Source organism: Pseudomonas sp. B3G-3 (assembly GCF_028640915.1).
GTDB classification, from domain to species: Bacteria; Pseudomonadota; Gammaproteobacteria; order Pseudomonadales; family Pseudomonadaceae; genus Aquipseudomonas; species Aquipseudomonas chlororaphis_I.
This window is the reverse complement of record NZ_JAQZAB010000067.1, coordinates 37,471-54,671: the sequence shown is the minus strand read 5'-3', so window position 1 is coordinate 54,671 and position 17,201 is coordinate 37,471. Positions and strand designations below refer to the sequence as shown.

The window sequence follows — 17,201 nt, the reverse complement described above, 5'->3', positions numbered from 1 at the left end:
AGTTCATCAAAGTTTGTTCCATCCAGTTAGTTTCATGGCTTCCAACAAGGTTTCCCCGGTCAGTGCCGGAACGCTTGCTCCACTGTCCGCGGTCATCGGTTCGCCGGCCAGCAAGGCGTTGACGATGGCCTCCTCCACCGCTTCGGCGGCGGCGCTGAACAGCGCCGAGATGTAATCGTTGTTGAGCATCGCCAGGGGCGTGCTGAAGGGCACGCCCTCGCGCCCATAGGCAGAAGGCGGCAGGTCGCGGTTGCCGGTGGCGAAGGCCAGGAAGATATCGCCGCTGGAATCCTCGGTGCCGCCGCCGGTGCGGGCGATACCGATCGACGCGCGCTGCGCCAGGCGCTGGCACTGGTGCGGCAACAAGGGCGCATCGGTGGCCAGGATCACCACGATCGAACCCATGCCCGGCGTACCGCGCTGGGCGAAGGGCGACGGAATGCCAGTCAATTGCCGCCCCACCGGATAACCGTCGACCCGCAACTCCTCGCGCTTGCCGTGGTTGGCCTGCACCAGCGCGCCGACCGTGTAGCCGCCCTGCTCCCCCGGCACCCGGCGCGAAGCCGTGCCGATCCCGCCCTTGAACTCATGGCAGATCATGCCGGTGCCGCCGCCCACCGCGCCCTCGCGCACCGGCCCGGACTCGGCATTGGCCAGCGCCTCGCGGACCTGCTGCGGGCCGACATGCTGGCCCCAGATGTCGTTGAGCAGGCCGTCGTAGGTCTCCATCACCACCGGCATGCACCAGTATTCCGAAGGGTCCGCCAGGCTTGCGTGTTCCTCGGCGATCAGCGCATCGCGCACCACGCCGACGCTGTGGGTGTTGGTGATGGCCAGCGGCGTGGTCAGCAGGCCCGCCTCGCGGATCCACTCCAGCCCGGTGGCATCGCCGTTGCCGTTGAGCACATGGCAGCCGGCGAAACAGGGTTGCAGCCGGGCAAAGCCTTCGCGGGGCTGGATCAGGGTCACCCCGGTACGCACCTGCTTGCCGTCGATCGTGGTCCTGAGGGTGCTGTGGCCTACCCGTACCCCCGGAACATCGGTGATGGCATTGAAGGGGCCGGGAGTACCCAGGCCCAGGCTGATCCCCAATTGACGTGCGCGCATGACTTCTCCTTAGAGTTTCTGGAACGCCGGGCTGAACCGGCCGTTGGTGCCATACAGGATCACCGACAGCGCCAGCAGGCCGACGATCACCATGATGTCCCTGAGCGAAGCGTCCAGGAACAGATTGAACAACAGATAACCGGCGCCGATCACCGCCAGCAGCGCCGGTAACGGCCACATCGGCATGCGGTACGGGTGGGCGCGATCGCGCAGCAGCACCCTGCTCATCAGCGCGCTGAGGGCGACGATCAGGTACACCAGCATGATCAGCAGCACGCTGAACGAGGTCAGGTCGGCCAGGTTCGAGCTGAAGCTGAGCACCGCCGAGGGAACGGCCAGGAACAGCGTGGCCAGCCATGGCGAGTCCCAGCGCGGATGAATCCGCGTGAACAGGCGGTTGATGCCCGGCGTCCACAAGGCATCGCGGCCGCTGGAGAACACCACCCGGCCGATCTGGATCACGATGGCGACAATCGCATTGAACACCGACAGGAAGATCCCGGCGCTGACCACCCGCGACAGGGTTTCGTTGCCGTGGCTGGTGAGCAGGTAGCCAATGGGATCGGGGCTGGCGAGCATGGCGCTGAGGGACGGCGCGCCGATCAGCAGCGCGGTCAGCGGCACCAGTTCGATGATCACCACCAGCACCAGCGACCAGAGCACCGCCTTGTGCACGCCCTGCCCCTTGCATTTCATGTCTTCGGCCAGCAGCACCGCCGGGCCGTAACCGTTGTAGGAAAACAGGCCGATACCCACCGCGCCGATCACCAGGGCCCAGGGCGCCATGTGCAGCACGCCGTTCTCGACGATCTGCGGTTGCAGCAGGATGCTCGCCGGCTGCGAGGCGTTGCCGAAGCCCAGGAACACGATCACCAGCAGCGCGGCAATCTCCAGCAGCAGGCAGGTTCCGGTGATCCAGGCGTTGAGCTTGATATTGAGGATGCCCAGCGCATAGCTACAGACCACGATCACCAGGGCCACAGTCTGCGAATCGAAACGCGTGCCCAGGGCGTTGTTCAGGTAAGTCGCCGCGCCGGTGGCCAGCACCGGCGGAATGAACAGCAACATCACCAGCACCGTGAGAAAGGTCGCGTAACCGGCCATGCCGCCGAACACCCGCTTGGCGTACACGTACTCGCCGCCGGCGCTGTTGTGGGCGCGGCCCAGTTCGGCATAGCAGAAGGCGAACATCAGGGCCAGCAGCCCGGCCATGACAAAGGCCAGGAACACCCCGCTGCCGGCCTGGTGAATGGCGAACGGCGCGATGACGAAGACCGAACTGGCCGGGGTCACGCCCGACACGGTAATGGCCACCACATCGAACACGCTCAGCGTGGGTTTCAGGGCGCCTTGCGGCGCACAGGGAGAGCTCATGTCGTTATCCTCGTGGTTATTTTTGGTCTGAGGCAGAAACGAAGAATGTCAGGCGGATGCGCTCTGGGTCGCACTTGATGGAGGCCACTTTAGGTAGCCGGGGGTACAGGGCCAATTCCCCTATTGGAGTACTCCCCCTTGACGTGGCCGGGCAAATCGCCGAAACCGTGCTTCCAGCTGGCGCAAAGCAGCACGCCAGGCCACAGCAACATCGACGCGGAGCCACCTATTTGATCACTCTGTTCAGGGAAATCGGCATGCATGCCGGACTCGGGCGCACCCTCTCGCAGATCGGCGGCGAGCGCTTCTGGAAGCAACTGGTGCTGTTGCTGCACCAGGCCTTGCCGTTCGATAACGCCCTGGCGATCTTCTATCCCCACAACGGCCTGCCCATCGCCCTCGAGGAATACGATGCCGAGCCCTCGGACAAGCCAGCGTCGATGCTCACCTACCTCAACGGCCTGTACCTGCTGGACCCGTTTTTCCAGGCCTGCCGCGAGGGCTACCCCAACGGCCTGTACCGCCTGGAAGAAGTGGCGCCGGACCATTTCCGGCAGACCGAATATTTCTCCAGCTACTTCCACGACAACGTGCTGGAGGACGAGCTGCAGTTCATCCTGCAGATCCCCGAGGCCGGCACCCTGTCCCTGTCGCTGGGCATGCAGCGACCGTTCAGCGCCGAGGAAATCGGCCAGCTCACCACCTTCTCGGCCTGGGTCCTGCCGCTGATGCAGCAGCACTGGCAGCAAAGCAACCAGCGTCCGCCAGCGCCCGCCGCGGAAGAAATGGCCAGCCAGATCCGCGACGCCCTCAGTCATTTCGGCTGTGGCGTTTTGTCGGATCGGGAAGTGGAGATCGCCCGGCTGATCCTCCGCGGTTTTTCTTCCAAGGCCATGGCCGAGCGGCTGAAGATCTCGCCGGACACCATCAAGGTGCACCGGCGCCATCTCTACGCCAAGCTGGACATTTCTTCACAGCCGGAACTGTTCTCGCTGTTTATCCAGTCCCTGGGGCACGACCTGGAGAATCCGTAAGGCATCACCGGTTTTGTCGCGAGCAAGCTCGCTGGCTCCTACAGGCAAACCAGCCCAACTGTAGGAGCGAGCTTGCTCGCGATGGCAATCCTGCGGGCGACAACCCTGTTGAATGCACCGGCCCTATCGCGAGCAAGCTCGCTCCTACAGGATTGGGGTTGATCGGACCTCAGGCGTTCAGCGAACGAGCCCGGTAATCCCGCGGCGACTGCTCGAAATGCTTCTTGAAGGTGCGGCTGAAGTGCGCCGAGTCGGTGAACCCCCACTTGAAGGCAATGTCGGTGATCGACGCGTGGCGCAGGCGCGGGTTGCTCAGGTCCGCCGCGCTGCGGTCGAGGCGCGCGCGCTGGATGAAACGGCAGACGCTGTCGCCCTGCTCTTCGAACAGCCGGTACAGCTGGCGCACCGAGATATTCATCTGGCTGGCCAGTGATACCGGGGTCAGGTTGGGCTCGGTGAGGGACTGGTTGATCAACTGCCGGGCCTGGCTGCGCAGGCAACCGCCGTGCTGGCTGTCGTAGCCGTCGAGGCTCGCGCCGGGCGTCTGGCGCAGGGTCGGGCCGAGCAAGGCGATCAGCGCTTCCTGCAACGCCTGGCCTTCCTGCTGGGCGGCGCAACCTTGCAGCTCGTCGCCACAGATCTGCTCCACCAGCAGGCGCATCAAACGGCCACTGGCGCAATTCTGCGAGAGCTTGCCGAACTTGCGCTGCTGCGCCGGCAGATGGCGATACACCTCGTCCCGGGACAAATGCAGCGAGGCATGTTCGATCAGGCCGTGAGGAACGATTTCACAGGCCCCGGCCGAGTCCAGCAAGGCCATTTCCCCCGGCGCCAGCTCGATGCGCTCGCCGCCCTGGCTGAGCTGAGCATGGCCGCTGCGCTGCATGATCAAGAAGCAGAAGCGGTCGTCTTCGTGATCGACGCTGGTGCTTTTGCGCGAGATCAGTCCGGCATTGGTGCGGATCTGCGCCACTTCGAGGCCGGCGTAGTCGCGCAAGCCGACTTCGCCGATGAACAACGCCGAGTTCAACGCCTGGCGAGCGTCGAACCGACCACAAACCCCCTGCAATGCGTCAATCCAGGAACCGAAACTTTGCGAAGCAAGCACTGTGCACCTCCAGAAGCCGGCTGAAACCGCCTTTGTTGTTATGGCGATATCATTAACATGTTATCTATTTGCCGGGCAAGGAAGCGCGGCGCAATGGATAGTCCGTTATAGCCTAAGCACGGGCTGTGCCAGCACGGGTGGGCATGGTTCAGTGATTGCACAACAGGGAATGCAGGCGCTTGAAAGCCGCCAGCAAGGCGCCACGCTGCTCGGCGCTCAGGCGGATATAACGGCGGAAACCGGGCAGCCGGTTGACCACCTCGCTGGCGCCGAAATGCTCCAGGCGCACCAGCCAGCCCTGCTCGTCGCGCTGCAGTTGCAGGCGCTTGAAGTCCAGCGGCAGCAGCGCCGCCAGCAGCTGCGGGTCGCTGTGCAACTGCTGCAACAGCCCCGCCCACTCTTCCTGAGCGCCCTGCTTCAGGCCAGCAGCGACGCCCTGGCGACGGATCGCGCCGGTATGGCGGATATCGATCCGCGCCTGCGGCCCCGGCGAACCGGGGACGCGCAGGCGAAATTCGCAGACCACCAGGTGCATCAGGAACTGCGCCTGTGGCAACTCCTCGACTTCGAAGCCCAAGCCCTCCTCAGCCCAGGTGAAGTGCGCCAGCCCGGGGGCCTGCGTGGCACAGTCGAGCCCCGGCAGGTCGCGGCGCAGCTGGCTCAGGGTCACCCCCGGGCGATAGCCCGAGGGTGGCCGCCGCCAGAACTCAGAGAGGTTTTGCCGCCAGCTTGTACTGTTCATCGGGCTTGGCTCCAGGCAGGTTCTGCGCTTGGATTTCAGGGGATTGCAGGTTGAAGGCATTCTCCAGCACCTCTTCCACCGGCACCGGGCGGAACGGGTTGACCTTCTGCACGAAGACCGTCCAGACCAGCGCATAGATCGCCGTCAGGCCGAGCATGCTGCCAAAGGGCACGTAGATGTCCCGCGGGTTCATGCCCGGCGGCGTGATGAACCACATGCCCAGGAGGATGCCGATCGACGAGACGATCTGCGGCAGCGGGAACCAGGGCGACTTGTAGGCCCGTGGCAAATCCGGACGACGGATGCGCAGCACCACCACCGCCAGGGTCACCAGCAGGTAGGCGGTGCTCCAGGCACAGACCGCGGCCAGCACCAGGTGCATGATGTTGTCCGTGCTGCCGCCCAGCCACCAGGCGTGCAGGCACGGGATCAGCACCGCCACGGCGATGCACAGCAGCGGCGTCTTGAAGCGTGGGTGCAGGTAGGTGAAGGCCTTGGGCAGCGCGCCGTCCAGCGCCATGCCATAGAGGATGCGCGGCAGCCCGGCCATCAGCGTGTTGATGGTCGCCGCCCCGGCGAACAGCAGGCCGACGCCCAGCCAGATCCGCCCGTACGGCCCCATCACCTGCTCGGCGAACTGCGGGATGGCCATGGGCGTGTCCAGCAGGTGCACGCTGCCGTCTTCGCTCAGCGCAGTGTTTGCCACCTGGCGCTTCATCGCCGCGCCGTAGATGAACATGCAGGTGGCTACCCCCACCAGGCCCAGGGCCATGGCCCGGGGAATGGTTTTCGCCGCCTTGCGCACCTCCGGCGTCAGCGGCGTGACGAATTCGCAACCGACGAACATGAACATGGCCATGCCCACCAGCGAAAGAATGGTGGTCAGGTCGGTGCCGACCATCGACTCGCCGAACCAGCCGCTCAGCTCCACCGCCGGCGCCTTGAACACCCCGACCACGCCGAAGATGATCAGGGTGGTCCACATGCCGAAGGTGAGGATCACCTCGGCCCGGCTGAACGCGGTGATGCCCACGGCGTTCAGCAGGCCGAAGAAGATCACCAGCCCGACACCCACCAGCCAGGCGCTGCCGCTCTGTTCCAGCAGGGTGTTGAGGGACTCGAAGTTCACCAGGGCCATGACGCCGCTGAGGATGGTTTCCGCCGTGCCGGCGAACACATGCACGATCAGGTAGGCGGAAATGGTCCCGGTGATCGCGAAGAAGCGTCCCAGGCCGCAGGCCAGGTAGTCGTACACCGAACCGGTGGTGGGAATCATGCACGCCGCCTCGGCGAAGGTCGTCGATTGCGCGAGCATCATCAGCATCGCGATCAGCATGGCCGCGGCGAACGCCCCGCCACCGATGCCGAAGCCGGTGGTGGCGGTGAGGATCACCGGGCTGGCCATGATCAGGCCGACGGCGCTGGCCAGGGCCGTGGGAAAGCCGACCACGCCCTGGTTCAGGTGGCGGGTGAGTCTGTCGTTGAAAGACATGGTGCTAAACCTCGAAAGCATGGGTGATGTTGTTGTTCTAGGCATTTCAAGGGCACGCCGGGCGGGCGTGTTTTACCTGGCTGTCTGCGCAGCCTGGAGTCGCCGGATGACTGCATCCGACTGTAGCCGCTGGCGCAGGCTGCGATAAGGCCGAAGGCCTTCGGCGATCTTGAGATCTTGCGCACCCTGCGGGCGCGATCGCAGCCTGCGGCAGCGGCTACAGGTCAATAGGCGATGCACACCGACTTGTTCTCGGTGTACGCCTCGATCGCCGCATGGCCCATTTCGCGACCGATGCCCGATTGCTTGTAGCCGCCAAACGGCATCGACGGGTCGAGCATGTTGTGGGTATTGACCCAGACCGTGCCGGCCTTGATCCGCGGGATCAGGTCCATGACCTTGGCCAGGTCGTTGGACCAGATGCTCGCCCCCAGCCCGTACTGATTGTCGTTGGCCAGCGCCACCACCTCGTCGATAGCGTCGAAAGGCGTGGCCACCACCACCGGGCCGAAGATTTCCTCGCGCACCACCTGCATGCCCGCGTGCACGTCGGCCAGTACCGTCGGCCGCACATAGAAGCCCTGCTCGCCATAGGCGACCCCGCCGCACAGCACCCGGGCGCCGTCGGCCACGCCCTGGCCGATCATGTCCAGCACGCGCTTCTGCTGCTTGGCGGAAATCAGCGGGTTGATCTGTGCCTGCTCGTCCAGCCCGGGGCCGATGCTCAGGGAGCCGGCGATGGCCGCCAGGCGTTCCAGCACCTGGTCGAAGATCGCCCGCTGGATATACAGGCGCGAACCGGCGGTGCAGACCTGGCCCTGGTTGAAGAAGATCGCCCCGGCGGCGCCGGCGGCCGCGGCCTGGGGGTCGCAGTCATCGAGCACGATCACCGGCGACTTGCCGCCCAGCTCCAGGGAAAACCGGGTCATATTGTCCACCGCCGCATGGCCGATGACCTTGCCGATCTGGGTCGAACCGGTGAACGCCAGCTTGTCGATGCCCTTGTGCGCGGACAAGGCCGCGCCGGCCTGGGCGCCGCTGCCGGTGACCACATTGACCACCCCCGGGGCGATCCCGGCGTCCAGGCACAACTGGCCCAGGCGCAAGGCGGTCAGCGGGGTTTCGTCGGCCGGCTTGAGCACCACGGTGCAGCCGCAGGCCAGGGCCGGGACGATTTTCCAGATGGCCATCAGCAAGGGGAAATTCCACGGCACGATGGCCCCGACCACGCCCACCGGCTCCGGCACCGTGTAGGCGCGGTAGCGGGCGCCCGGGACGGCGGCGATGGACAGGTCCAGGCTCTTGCCTTCGATCTTGGTCGCCCAGCCCGCCATGTAGCGGGTGAACTCGGCGGCGGCGCCAACTTCCAGGGCTCGGGCCAGGTGGATCGACTGGCCGTTGTTGAGGGTTTCCAGCTGCGCCAGCTCCTCGCCGTGGGCTTCCAGCAGATCCGCCAGCTTCAGCAGCAGGCGCTCGCGATCCGCCGGGCGCTGCGCCGCCCATGGGCCCTCGAAGGCCCGTCGCGCGGCGGCCACGGCCAGGTCGATATCGGCGTCGGCGCCGGCGGCGACGCGGGTCAGCTCTTCGCCGGTGGCCGGGTTGAACACCGGCATCTGCGCGCCGGACAAGGCCGGTTGGCTGCGCCCGTCGATCAACAGGCCGTGCTGGCTGTCGATAAAGGCGGCGACACGTGGGTCGATGGCAATACTCATGGGCAATCCTCGCTAGTTGGCCTCATGGATCGAACTCTGAGACCAACGCCGGCCAGCGTCTTGATCCTGGCTGCCGCGAAACTTGCCACTGGCTGCCAGGGAAACCGCGACACACGCTTTTGCCGCCACTGGCGTATCTATCCAGATAGACCGCGGACTCAGCATTTGCGATTGCTTCGCAACCGATCGCAGCCTCGCGAGCTCGGCAGCGGCTACACAAGCGCCGCGTACCCTGTAGCCGCTGGCGCAGCCTGCGATCGGCGGCGCAGCCGTCGCCAAACCTGCCAACGCGTTTTTCCAGACAGATTGCGGACTCAGGATTTACGGTTGCTCCGCAACCGTTCGCAGCCTCGCAGGCTCGGCAGCGGCTACAAAAACACCGCGCACCCTGTAGCCGCTGGCGAAGCCTGCGCTCGGCCGCGCAGCGGTCGTAAATCCTGCCAACACGGTTTTCCAGGTGGACAGCGGAATCAGGGACAGCGGGTCGATGGCAGTGGCGATCAAGTACCTGGCACACAGAGGCAAGCACGCATCCGGTAAAGGGCGCACTACTATGTCCCACGCTGTCCGTGCGTTTTCAGGAGACTCAACGTGAGCGAACCAAGCCGCTTCTGGCATCCCATGCTGCACCCCAACGAAATGCAACAACGCGAGCCGATTCGTATTGTCCGCGGCGATGGCTGCTATGTGTACGACGACCAGGGCCACCAACTGGTGGATGGCGTCGCCGGGTTGTGGAACGTCAACGTCGGCCACAACCGCAAGGAAGTGAAGGCGGCGATCACCGCCCAGCTGGACGAGCTGGAATACTTCCAGCTGTTCGACGGCGTCAGCCATCCGCGCGCCGAAGAACTGTCGCGGGTGGTGATGAACCTGCTGGAACCCGAGGGCATGCGCCGCGTGGCCTTCAGCTCCGGCGGCTCGGACGCCATCGAGACCGCGCTGAAACTGGCCCGCCAGTACTGGAAACTCGAAGGCCAGGCCGATCGCACCAAGTTCATCTCGTTGCGCCAGGGCTACCACGGCACCCATTTCGGCGGCGCATCGGTCAACGGCAACACGGTGTTCCGGCGCAACTACGAGCCCCTGCTGCCCGGCTGCTTCCACGTCGACACCCCGTGGCTGTACCGCAACCCCTACAGCCAGGACCCGGAAGAACTCGGCAAGATCTGCGCCGACCTGCTCGAGCGGGAAATCCAGTTCCAGAGCCCCGACACCGTCGCGGCCTTTATCGCCGAGCCGATCCAGGGCGCCGGCGGCGTGATAGTGCCGCCGGCCAACTACTGGCCGCTGATCCGCGAGGTCTGCGACAAGTACGGCGTGCTGCTGATCGCCGACGAAGTGGTGACTGGTTTCGGCCGCAGCGGCTCGATGTTCGGCAGCCGCCTGTGGGGCGTGAAACCCGACATCATGTGCCTGGCCAAGGGCATCACCTCCGGCTACATCCCGCTGGGCGCCACGGTGGTCAACGAGCGGATCGAGTCGGCGTTCAGCAAGAACGCCAACTTCACCGGCGCGATCATGCACGGCTACACCTACTCCGGGCACCCGGTGGCGTGCGCGGCGGCCCTGGCCAGCCTCGACATCGTGGTCAAGGAAGACCTGCCGGCCAACGCCGCGAAAATGGGCGACTACATGCTCAATAAGCTGCTGCCGTTCGCCGAGCGCTTCGACAGCGTCGGTGAAGTGCGCGGCAAGGGCCTGATGATTGCCCTCGACCTGGTGGCCGACAAGAGCACCCGCGAGCCGATCGACCCCATGGGCGGTTATGCCAACCAGGTGGCGCAGATCGCTCGCGACAACGGGGTGATGGTGCGTCCGGTGGGGACCAAGATCATCCTGTCGCCGCCGCTGGTGATCCAGCCACCGCAGATCGACGCCATAGTCGCGGCCCTGGAGCTGGGCTTCACCCAGGCCCGCCGCTGAGGCCCTGATAGCCGCTGCCGTGTCCCTCGCCTCCCGGGCGTTGGAACCGGCAGCGTTTTTTTGCCCTCCGACATTCCCGACAATGTCCATACTGCATCGCGACTTGCCCGCTTCTTCTGCCCATTGACGCGAAGCCGTCAGTATCCGCCAGGAGCCCTTCGATGATCAGTACCCATAGCCTCAACAGCCCCCTGCCCAACGCCCATGAACTCGGCCAGCGCTGCATCGGCGCCTTTACCCGGGTGGTGCCGGCGACCCTGTGCGCCTTCTACCGCATCGACGCGCAGCTGCAGGCCGAGCATTTCTCGCTGTATCACATGAGCCAGCAGATGCATGAGGCCTACCTGCAACGCTACCGGCACTACGACCCACTGCGCCCGCGTAACTGCGTGGCGGCGGGCCGCCCGGTGCTGTCGCTGCACATGGGCATGGCCCAGCAGGGTCGGCATGAAACCGAGGTTTACCAGGGCTTCCTGCAACGCCATGGGGTGCTGGATGTGGTGGAGATCCTCGCGCGCAATGCCAGCGGCAGCCCGATCGCCGGCCTGTCCCTGCTGCGCGACGCCAGCCTGGGCCCGTTCCAACCTGACGAACTGAGCACCCTGCAGGCGCTGCAAGGCCTGCTGGAAATCGCCGCCCAGGCGCCCTATTCGCGCCACGACGAACGCCTGGAGGCCCTCACGCCCCGGGAGCGGCAGATCGCCTGGCTGCTGCGCGACGGCGCCTGCAACAAGACCATCGCCCAGCAACTGGCGCTGGGCCTGCCGACGGTCAAGACCCACCTGATCAACCTGTTCCGCAAGGTCGGGGTGAACAACCGCACCGAGCTGGTGAGCGCGCTGTTCCTGTAAAAAACCGTCGCGCCTCAACCATTCGGTTGATGGGCAACAACGGCTTGCACGCTGAACATGAGGTTCTCCTTCATCGACAAGAACCGCCCTCATGAACCTGCAACCCGAATGGATTACCGTTGGCGCCCTGGCCGAAGGCTTTGCCGCCGACAACCATGTCCTGCCCAGCCTGGATGACCTCAACGGCCGTAGCCTGACCCTGCATTTCGCCAACGGCTGGCGCATCGAACACCTGTTCGGCTCACAGACGCTGCATTGGCGGGACACTGAAAGCCAGACCTGCGGCGAGGCTATTTATCGAGCTACTTCAATACGTTCCGGCATTTACCTGGTGGACTTTCTCAAGTCGGAGAACGGCCAGGTCCACTCGGTGAGCCTGATCCTCGACCTGGGCCGGAACCTCTTCACCGCGGTGATCGGGCAGCTGCCGAGCCAGGCCGAGACCCGGGTCGATCTGTTCAGTCGCGCCCTGTCCGGCCGCGAGCTGACCAGCGTCCAGGCCCAGTTCATCCATGGCAGCATCGACGCACCGCACAGCGCCAGCAGCCCGCAACACGCGCTGACCGAGGAACTGGTCGGCCTGCGCAACCAGTACATCTACAGCGCCACCGAGGCCTACGAGCACCTCTACCTGAACCGCAATTTCTACAGCTGGCAGTGCCTCAAGGGCGTCGAGCAGGGCCTGGCGGACACCGATCGCTGCCATTACTACAAGATCGCCGAACAGCTGTACCTGTTCGTCTGGCGCGAAAAGATCGTGCCGACCCTGGGCCTGGTGCTGATCGACCTGCAAGCGGGCAGGACCGACGGCAAGATCTTCGGCTACCAGGGCAGCGACTTCGCCACCCCCAGCAACTTCCCGGTAGGCGCCCTCGCCCATGTGCTGAACCGCACCGATTACACCTGATGCCAACCCGTAGCCGCCTGTAGCCACCTGTAGCCGCTGCCGAGCGACAGCGAGGCTGCGATCGACCGCGCAGCGGGCGCAATCCGGGCAACGCGTTCCGCCTGACGCACCGCAAGCGCAGGTTTCGCGGCAACTGCGTTGCCGATCGCAGCCTCGCGTTGCTCGGCAGCGGCTACCCAGGTACCCGCCTTCCTCCTCTAAATCCCACAGGACTCCAATCATGACCCTCGGCCTCAATCTCGACCGCGTCGCCAGCCGTTACCAATCCGAGCTGCAACTGTTCGCCGAACGCCACCCGCGCTCCGCCGGCTTCTACCGGGAAAACCTCAAGCACTGGCTGTACGGCGCGCCGCTGCACTGGATGCAGCAATGGCCGGGGCTGTACCCGATCCTGGTAGCCGACGCCCAAGGCGCGACGCTGACCGACTGCGACGGCAACCGCTACGTCGACTTCGCCCTGGGCGACACCGGCGCCATGTTCGGCCATGGCCAGCCCGCCGTGGCCGACGCCATCGCCCACCAGGCCCGGCACGGCTCGACCCTGATGCTGCCGACCGCCGACAGCCTGTGGGTCGGCGAGGAACTGGTACGGCGCTTCGGCCTGCCGTTCTGGCAGGTCACCACCTCCGCCACCGACGCCAACCGTTTCGTGCTGCGCCTGTGCCGGATGATCACCGGCCGGGAGAAAGTGCTGGTGTTCAACTGCAACTACCACGGCAGCGTCGACGAGTCCCAGGTCGAGTTCGACGCCGACGGCCAGATGATTCCCCGCGAAGGCGTGCACGCCAATGGCCTGCGGCACGACGCCACCACCCGGCTGGTGGAGTTCAACGACCTGCCGGCGCTGGAGGCGGCACTGGCCCGTGGCGACGTGGCCGCGGTGCTGACCGAGCCCTTCATGACCAACGTCGGCATGGTCCCGCCCGCCCCCGGCTTCCACGATGGTTTGCGCGAGCTGACCCGGCGTTTCGATGTGCCGCTGATCATCGACGAAACCCACACCATCTCCTGCGGCCCGGCCGGCTACAGCGGCGAACACGGCCTGCAACCGGACTTCTTCGTGCTCGGCAAATGCATCGCCGGCGGCATCCCCACCGCCGTCTGGGGGACCAGCCAGGCCATGGCCGAGCGCATCTGGCAGGTGCTGCCGCACTTCCAGCCCGGGCAGGCGATCAATCACTTCGGCTTCGGCGGCACCCTGGCCGGCAACGCCCTGCAAATGGCGGCCATGCGCGCCACCTTCAGCGAGGTCATGAGCGCGGCCAACTACGCCCACATGATCACCCTGGCCGAGCGCCTGCGGGCCGGGGTCCAGGCGCTGATCGCCAAGCACCGCCTGCCCTGGCACGTGACGCGGATCGGCGCCCGGGTCGAATACCTGTTCATGGACCACGCGCCGCGCAACGGCGGCGAAGCCCACCATGCCCGCCATGGCCTGATCGAGGCCTACCTGCATCTCTACCTGCTCAACCGCGGGGTGTTGCTGACCCCCTTCCACAACATGGCGCTGCTGTGCCCGGCGGCCACCATCGACGACGTCGACCTGCACAACCGTCTGCTGGACGAATGCCTGGGCACCGTCACTCAAGGAGAAACCTCATGATGCTCGACCTCACTGGCCGTATCGCCCTGGTCACCGGCTCCGGCCAAGGCATTGGCCGCGCCATCGCGCAAGTCTTCGCCGCCCAGGGTGCCAAGGTGCTGCTCGCCACTCGCAGCGAAGCCTCGGGCGCCGAAACCCTGCGCCTGATCCGCGAAGCCGGCGGCAGCGCCGAGCTGCTGACCGTGGACCTGAGTACCCGGGCCGCGGCGAACCAGGCGGTGGCCGCCACCCTCAGGGCCTTTGGCGGGCTGGACCTGCTGGTGCACAACGCCGCGGTGTTCCCGATGGAGAACCTGCGCGACCTGAGGGACGAAATCCTCGAGTCGACCCTGGCGGTGAACCTCAAGAGCTGTTTCTGGCTGACCCAGGCGGCGCTGCCGGCGCTGTGCCGGGCCGAGCATCCGCGCATCGTCATCACCTCTTCGGTGACCGGGCCGCGCACGGCGATTCCCGGGCTGGCCCACTACGCCGCGTCCAAGGCCGGGGTCAACGGCTTTATCCGTGCGGCGGCCCTGGAACTGGCCGAGCACCGGGTCACCGTCAATGGCGTCGAACCCGGCCTGATCGCCACCCAGGCCATGGCTAACCTCGGCGACTCCCCGGCCCTGGCCGAGAGCATCCCGCTCAAGCGCCTGGGCAGCCCGCAGGACATCGCCCACGCCATGCTGTTTCTCGCGTCCGAACAGGCCGGCTATATCACCGGGCAGACCCTGATCGTCGATGGCGGCGCCCTGCTGCCGGAAAACACCCAGTTCACCTGAAGCCTGACGCCTCACCCACGGCGCCCGACCGGGCGCCGGCACTATCACCGCCCCGCTTCTGGCACCGTTCCGCCCGGGCATTGCGCCCGGCGGGACCGGCCGCTGAATGACGTCATGGACAGAACGCAACATCCCGTTTTTGTCGATTGACTTGAAGTCAACTTTAACTTTTACAGTCAGCTCCGACCCAGTGGCGCGCCGCACCCCGACCATCCTCGCGCGCCTGCCTTCGGAGAAGCCCATGACCTCAACCAAGCCAGACACCCTCAGCTACGCCGTCGCCGATACCGCCTATTGGCCCGCGGTGTTCAATGTGCTGTTTGCCGGCATTGCCGCGGCGCTGCATATCGGCAAGGCCACCATCGCCTTGCCCGAGTTGCAGCAGGAATTCGGTCGCTCCCTGGAGTCCCTGAGCTGGATCATGTCGGCCTTCCCCTTGGTCGGGGTGTTTGGCGGCATCGCCGCCGGCATCCTTGTGCAGCGCTGGGGCGACCGTTATCTGCTGGCCCTCGGCCTGCTGATCATGTGCGCCGCCAGCGCATTGGGTGCCAGCCTGCATGACTTCCACGGGCTGCTGGCCACGCGTTTTGTCGAAGGCCTGGGGTTCGTCATGGTGGTGGTCGCGGCACCGGCGGTGCTCAACCGCCTGGTCCCGGCGCACAAACGCAATCTGGTGTTCGGTATCTGGAGCACCTTCATGGCGTTCGGTATCGGCACCTCGATGCTTATCGGGCCATTGCTGGGGGGCTGGCAACAGGGCTGGATCGCGGGCGCGGCCCTGACCTTGCTGGCGGCCCTGCTGTTGCCGCTGACCACACCCAGGGACTCGCTGGCGCTGCGCCACCAACTGCAATCCGGCTTGCGCCACTCCCTGAGCAGCGTGCTGCGCGCGCGCCAGCCGCTGCTGATGGCGCTGATGTTCACCGCCTACAACCTGCAGTTCTTCGCGGTGATGGCCTTCCTGCCGGTGTTCCTCATGCAGCGTGTGGGGTTGTCGATCACCAGCGCCGGGCTGGTCAGCGCCACGGTGGTGGCGGTCAATATCATCGGCAACATCGGCGCCGGCCTGCTGCTGTCACGCGGCGTCCGCCCGCAAGTCCTGCTTGCCGGCACCAGTATCGTCATGGGGCTTTCCGGGATGGGCATCTTCCTCTCGGCCACGCCGACCGATCTGGTGATCCCCTTGTGTTTCTTCTTTTGCGCGGTGGCCGGCATGCTCCCCGCCACCATCCTCGCCAGCACCTCGCTGACCTCGCCGCAGCCCGCGCTGGTCCCGCTGTGCCTGGGCCTGGTGATGCAAGGCAACTACCTGGGCCAGGTGCTCGCGCCCATCGCCCTGAGTGCCGCCGTCGCCTATGCCGGCTGGTCCGCCCCGGCGGCGCTGGTGCTGGCGGCCGCGCTGCTGGGCGTGCTGCTGGCGATGCGACTGAAGATAACGCAATAAAGGCAGCGCTCCCCGGTCGCCAGATCGGGGAGCGGCGCAATGTCTCAGCTACCGGTACGGATCTTGTTCCACACCCGGGTGCGGATCCGGTCGATATTCAGCGGCATGGCTTCCAGGGCGAACAGCTTGCCCATCATGTCTGGGCTCGGGTAGACCTTGGTGTCGCTCTTGATGGCCGGGTCGACCAGGCTGTCGGCCTGCTCGTTGCCGTTGGCGTAGTGCACATGGTTGGTGATCTCGGCCATCACCTCCGGGCGCAGCAGGTAGTTCATGTAGGCGTACCCGGCCTTTTCGTCCGGCGCGTCGTTGGGCATGGCCACCATGTCGAACCAGATCGGCGCGCCTTCCTTGGGAATCGCATAGCCGATTTCCACGCCGTTCTTGGCCTCCTTGGCCCGGCTATCGGCTTGCAGCACATCGCCGGAGAAGCCCACCGCTACGCAAATATCGCCATTGGCCAGGTCGCCGGTGTACTTGGAGGAATGGAAGTAGCTGACGTAAGGCCGGATCTTCAGCAGCAACGCTTCGGCCTTCTTGTAGTCCTCGGGGTTCTTGCTGTGGTGCGGCAGGCCCAGGTAATTCAGCGCCGCCGGCAGCAGCTCGGGGCCGTTGTCGAGGATCGCCACCCCGCACTTCTGCAGCTTCTGCATGTATTCGGGCTTGAAGATCAGGTCCCAGGAATCCACCGGCGCGTTGTCCCCCAGCACCGCCTTGACCTTGGCGACGTTGTAGCCGATCCCGGTGCTGCCCCAGAGGTACGGGAAGCCATGCTCGTTGCCCGGGTCGTTGGTCTGCAAGGCCTCGAGCAGCACCGGGTTGAGGTTCTTCCAGTTCGGCAACTGGCTCTTGTCGAGCTTCTTCAGCGCCCCGCCCTCGATCTGCCGGGCCATGAAGTGGTTGGAGGGAAACACCACGTCATAACCGGAGCGACCGGTCATCAGCTTGCCGTCCAGGGTTTCGTTGCTGTCGTAGACGTCGTAGCTGAAACCGATGCCGGTTTCCTTCTGGAAGTTCTTCAGGGTGTCCGGGGCGATGTAGCTCGACCAGTTGTAGATCTTCACGGTCTCGGCCGCCTGGCTGAAGGAAGCCACCAGCAGCAACGGCACGCACAGCGATAAAGCCGGTTTTTTACGGATCATG

General features: G+C 65.5%; 14 protein-coding genes. 7 read left to right on the top strand and 7 right to left on the bottom strand.

Translation table 11 applies throughout. The features are described 5' to 3' along the window. Positions 1-6 precede the first annotated feature (6 nt). Positions 7-1,107: a DmpA family aminopeptidase gene (locus PVZ80_RS06565; RefSeq protein ID WP_273863562.1), complete on the bottom strand. Its 1,101-nt coding sequence runs from the start codon at positions 1,105-1,107 to the stop codon at positions 7-9. 9 nt (positions 1,108-1,116) lie between these two features. Continuing rightward, complete coding sequence (locus PVZ80_RS06560; protein WP_273863561.1) at positions 1,117-2,481, bottom strand: APC family permease; 1,365 nt, start codon at positions 2,479-2,481, stop codon at positions 1,117-1,119. 230 nt (positions 2,482-2,711) lie between these two features. Between PVZ80_RS06560 and PVZ80_RS06555 the strand changes: the two genes are divergently transcribed. Then, positions 2,712-3,515 (top strand): helix-turn-helix transcriptional regulator, encoded by an 804-nt coding sequence (locus PVZ80_RS06555; protein ID WP_009049223.1) that lies wholly within the window; start codon positions 2,712-2,714, stop codon positions 3,513-3,515. A 169-nt stretch (positions 3,516-3,684) separates the two neighbouring features. On the opposite strand, the gene feaR is transcribed toward PVZ80_RS06555, so the two are convergent. The 4 genes from feaR to PVZ80_RS06535 form a co-directional block, all read right to left on the bottom strand. Further along, complete coding sequence (gene feaR, locus PVZ80_RS06550; protein ID WP_038632688.1) at positions 3,685-4,623, bottom strand: transcriptional regulator FeaR; 939 nt, start codon at positions 4,621-4,623, stop codon at positions 3,685-3,687. A gap of 148 nt (positions 4,624-4,771) precedes the next feature. Next, a complete protein-coding gene (locus tag PVZ80_RS06545; protein ID WP_273863560.1) occupies positions 4,772-5,365 on the bottom strand; it encodes a DUF3156 family protein in 594 nt (197 codons plus the stop codon). Further along, complete coding sequence (locus tag PVZ80_RS06540; RefSeq protein ID WP_273863558.1) at positions 5,331-6,857, bottom strand: APC family permease; 1,527 nt, start codon at positions 6,855-6,857, stop codon at positions 5,331-5,333. The genes PVZ80_RS06545 and PVZ80_RS06540 overlap by 35 nt, the downstream gene beginning before the upstream one ends. Before the next feature lie 224 nt (positions 6,858-7,081). Next, positions 7,082-8,569: an aldehyde dehydrogenase family protein gene (locus PVZ80_RS06535; RefSeq protein WP_016703853.1), complete on the bottom strand. Its 1,488-nt coding sequence runs from the start codon at positions 8,567-8,569 to the stop codon at positions 7,082-7,084. 591 nt (positions 8,570-9,160) lie between these two features. On the opposite strand from PVZ80_RS06535, the gene PVZ80_RS06530 reads away from it, so the two are divergent. The 6 genes from PVZ80_RS06530 (at position 9,161) to PVZ80_RS06505 (ending at position 16,061) form a co-directional block, all read left to right on the top strand. Next, positions 9,161-10,495 carry an aspartate aminotransferase family protein gene (locus PVZ80_RS06530; protein ID WP_009049228.1) on the top strand — a complete coding sequence of 445 codons (1,335 nt, stop codon included), beginning with the start codon at positions 9,161-9,163 and terminating at the stop codon, positions 10,493-10,495. 161 nt (positions 10,496-10,656) lie between these two features. Beyond that, positions 10,657-11,346, top strand: a complete 690-nt coding sequence (locus PVZ80_RS06525; protein WP_124340263.1) for a helix-turn-helix transcriptional regulator — start codon at positions 10,657-10,659, stop codon at positions 11,344-11,346. Between the two features lie 91 nt (positions 11,347-11,437). Further along, complete coding sequence (locus tag PVZ80_RS06520) at positions 11,438-12,253, top strand: molybdenum cofactor biosynthesis F family protein (protein ID WP_273863556.1); 816 nt, start codon at positions 11,438-11,440, stop codon at positions 12,251-12,253. Between the two features lie 220 nt (positions 12,254-12,473). Then, positions 12,474-13,856: an aspartate aminotransferase family protein gene (locus tag PVZ80_RS06515; protein WP_273863555.1), complete on the top strand. Its 1,383-nt coding sequence runs from the start codon at positions 12,474-12,476 to the stop codon at positions 13,854-13,856. Further along, on the top strand, positions 13,853-14,617 hold the full coding sequence (locus PVZ80_RS06510; protein ID WP_273863554.1) for an SDR family oxidoreductase: 765 nt from the start codon (positions 13,853-13,855) through the stop codon (positions 14,615-14,617). The genes PVZ80_RS06515 and PVZ80_RS06510 overlap by 4 nt, the downstream gene beginning before the upstream one ends. Before the next feature lie 241 nt (positions 14,618-14,858). Continuing rightward, the gene (locus PVZ80_RS06505) at positions 14,859-16,061 is read left to right on the top strand and encodes an MFS transporter (RefSeq protein ID WP_273863553.1); all 1,203 of its coding nucleotides are present in this window, start codon (positions 14,859-14,861) and stop codon (positions 16,059-16,061) included. A 44-nt stretch (positions 16,062-16,105) separates the two neighbouring features. On the opposite strand, the gene PVZ80_RS06500 is transcribed toward PVZ80_RS06505, so the two are convergent. After that, positions 16,106-17,200, bottom strand: a complete 1,095-nt coding sequence (locus PVZ80_RS06500; protein WP_009049234.1) for a polyamine ABC transporter substrate-binding protein — start codon at positions 17,198-17,200, stop codon at positions 16,106-16,108. Between the last annotated feature and the right edge of the window lies 1 nt (position 17,201).

Coding starts and splice junctions, on each gene's coding strand:
- PVZ80_RS06565 (WP_273863562.1), bottom strand. CDS start 1,107: ATGCGCGCACGTCAATTGGGGATCAGCCTGGGCCTGGGTACTCCCGGC.
- PVZ80_RS06540 (WP_273863558.1), bottom strand. CDS start 6,857: ATGTCTTTCAACGACAGACTCACCCGCCACCTGAACCAGGGCGTGGTC.
- PVZ80_RS06510 (WP_273863554.1), top strand. CDS start 13,853: ATGATGCTCGACCTCACTGGCCGTATCGCCCTGGTCACCGGCTCCGGC.
- PVZ80_RS06545 (WP_273863560.1), bottom strand. CDS start 5,365: ATGAACAGTACAAGCTGGCGGCAAAACCTCTCTGAGTTCTGGCGGCGG.
- PVZ80_RS06505 (WP_273863553.1), top strand. CDS start 14,859: ATGACCTCAACCAAGCCAGACACCCTCAGCTACGCCGTCGCCGATACC.
- PVZ80_RS06520 (WP_273863556.1), top strand. CDS start 11,438: ATGAACCTGCAACCCGAATGGATTACCGTTGGCGCCCTGGCCGAAGGC.
- PVZ80_RS06560 (WP_273863561.1), bottom strand. CDS start 2,481: ATGAGCTCTCCCTGTGCGCCGCAAGGCGCCCTGAAACCCACGCTGAGC.
- PVZ80_RS06515 (WP_273863555.1), top strand. CDS start 12,474: ATGACCCTCGGCCTCAATCTCGACCGCGTCGCCAGCCGTTACCAATCC.
- PVZ80_RS06535 (WP_016703853.1), bottom strand. CDS start 8,569: ATGAGTATTGCCATCGACCCACGTGTCGCCGCCTTTATCGACAGCCAG.
- PVZ80_RS06500 (WP_009049234.1), bottom strand. CDS start 17,200: ATGATCCGTAAAAAACCGGCTTTATCGCTGTGCGTGCCGTTGCTGCTG.
- PVZ80_RS06525 (WP_124340263.1), top strand. CDS start 10,657: ATGATCAGTACCCATAGCCTCAACAGCCCCCTGCCCAACGCCCATGAA.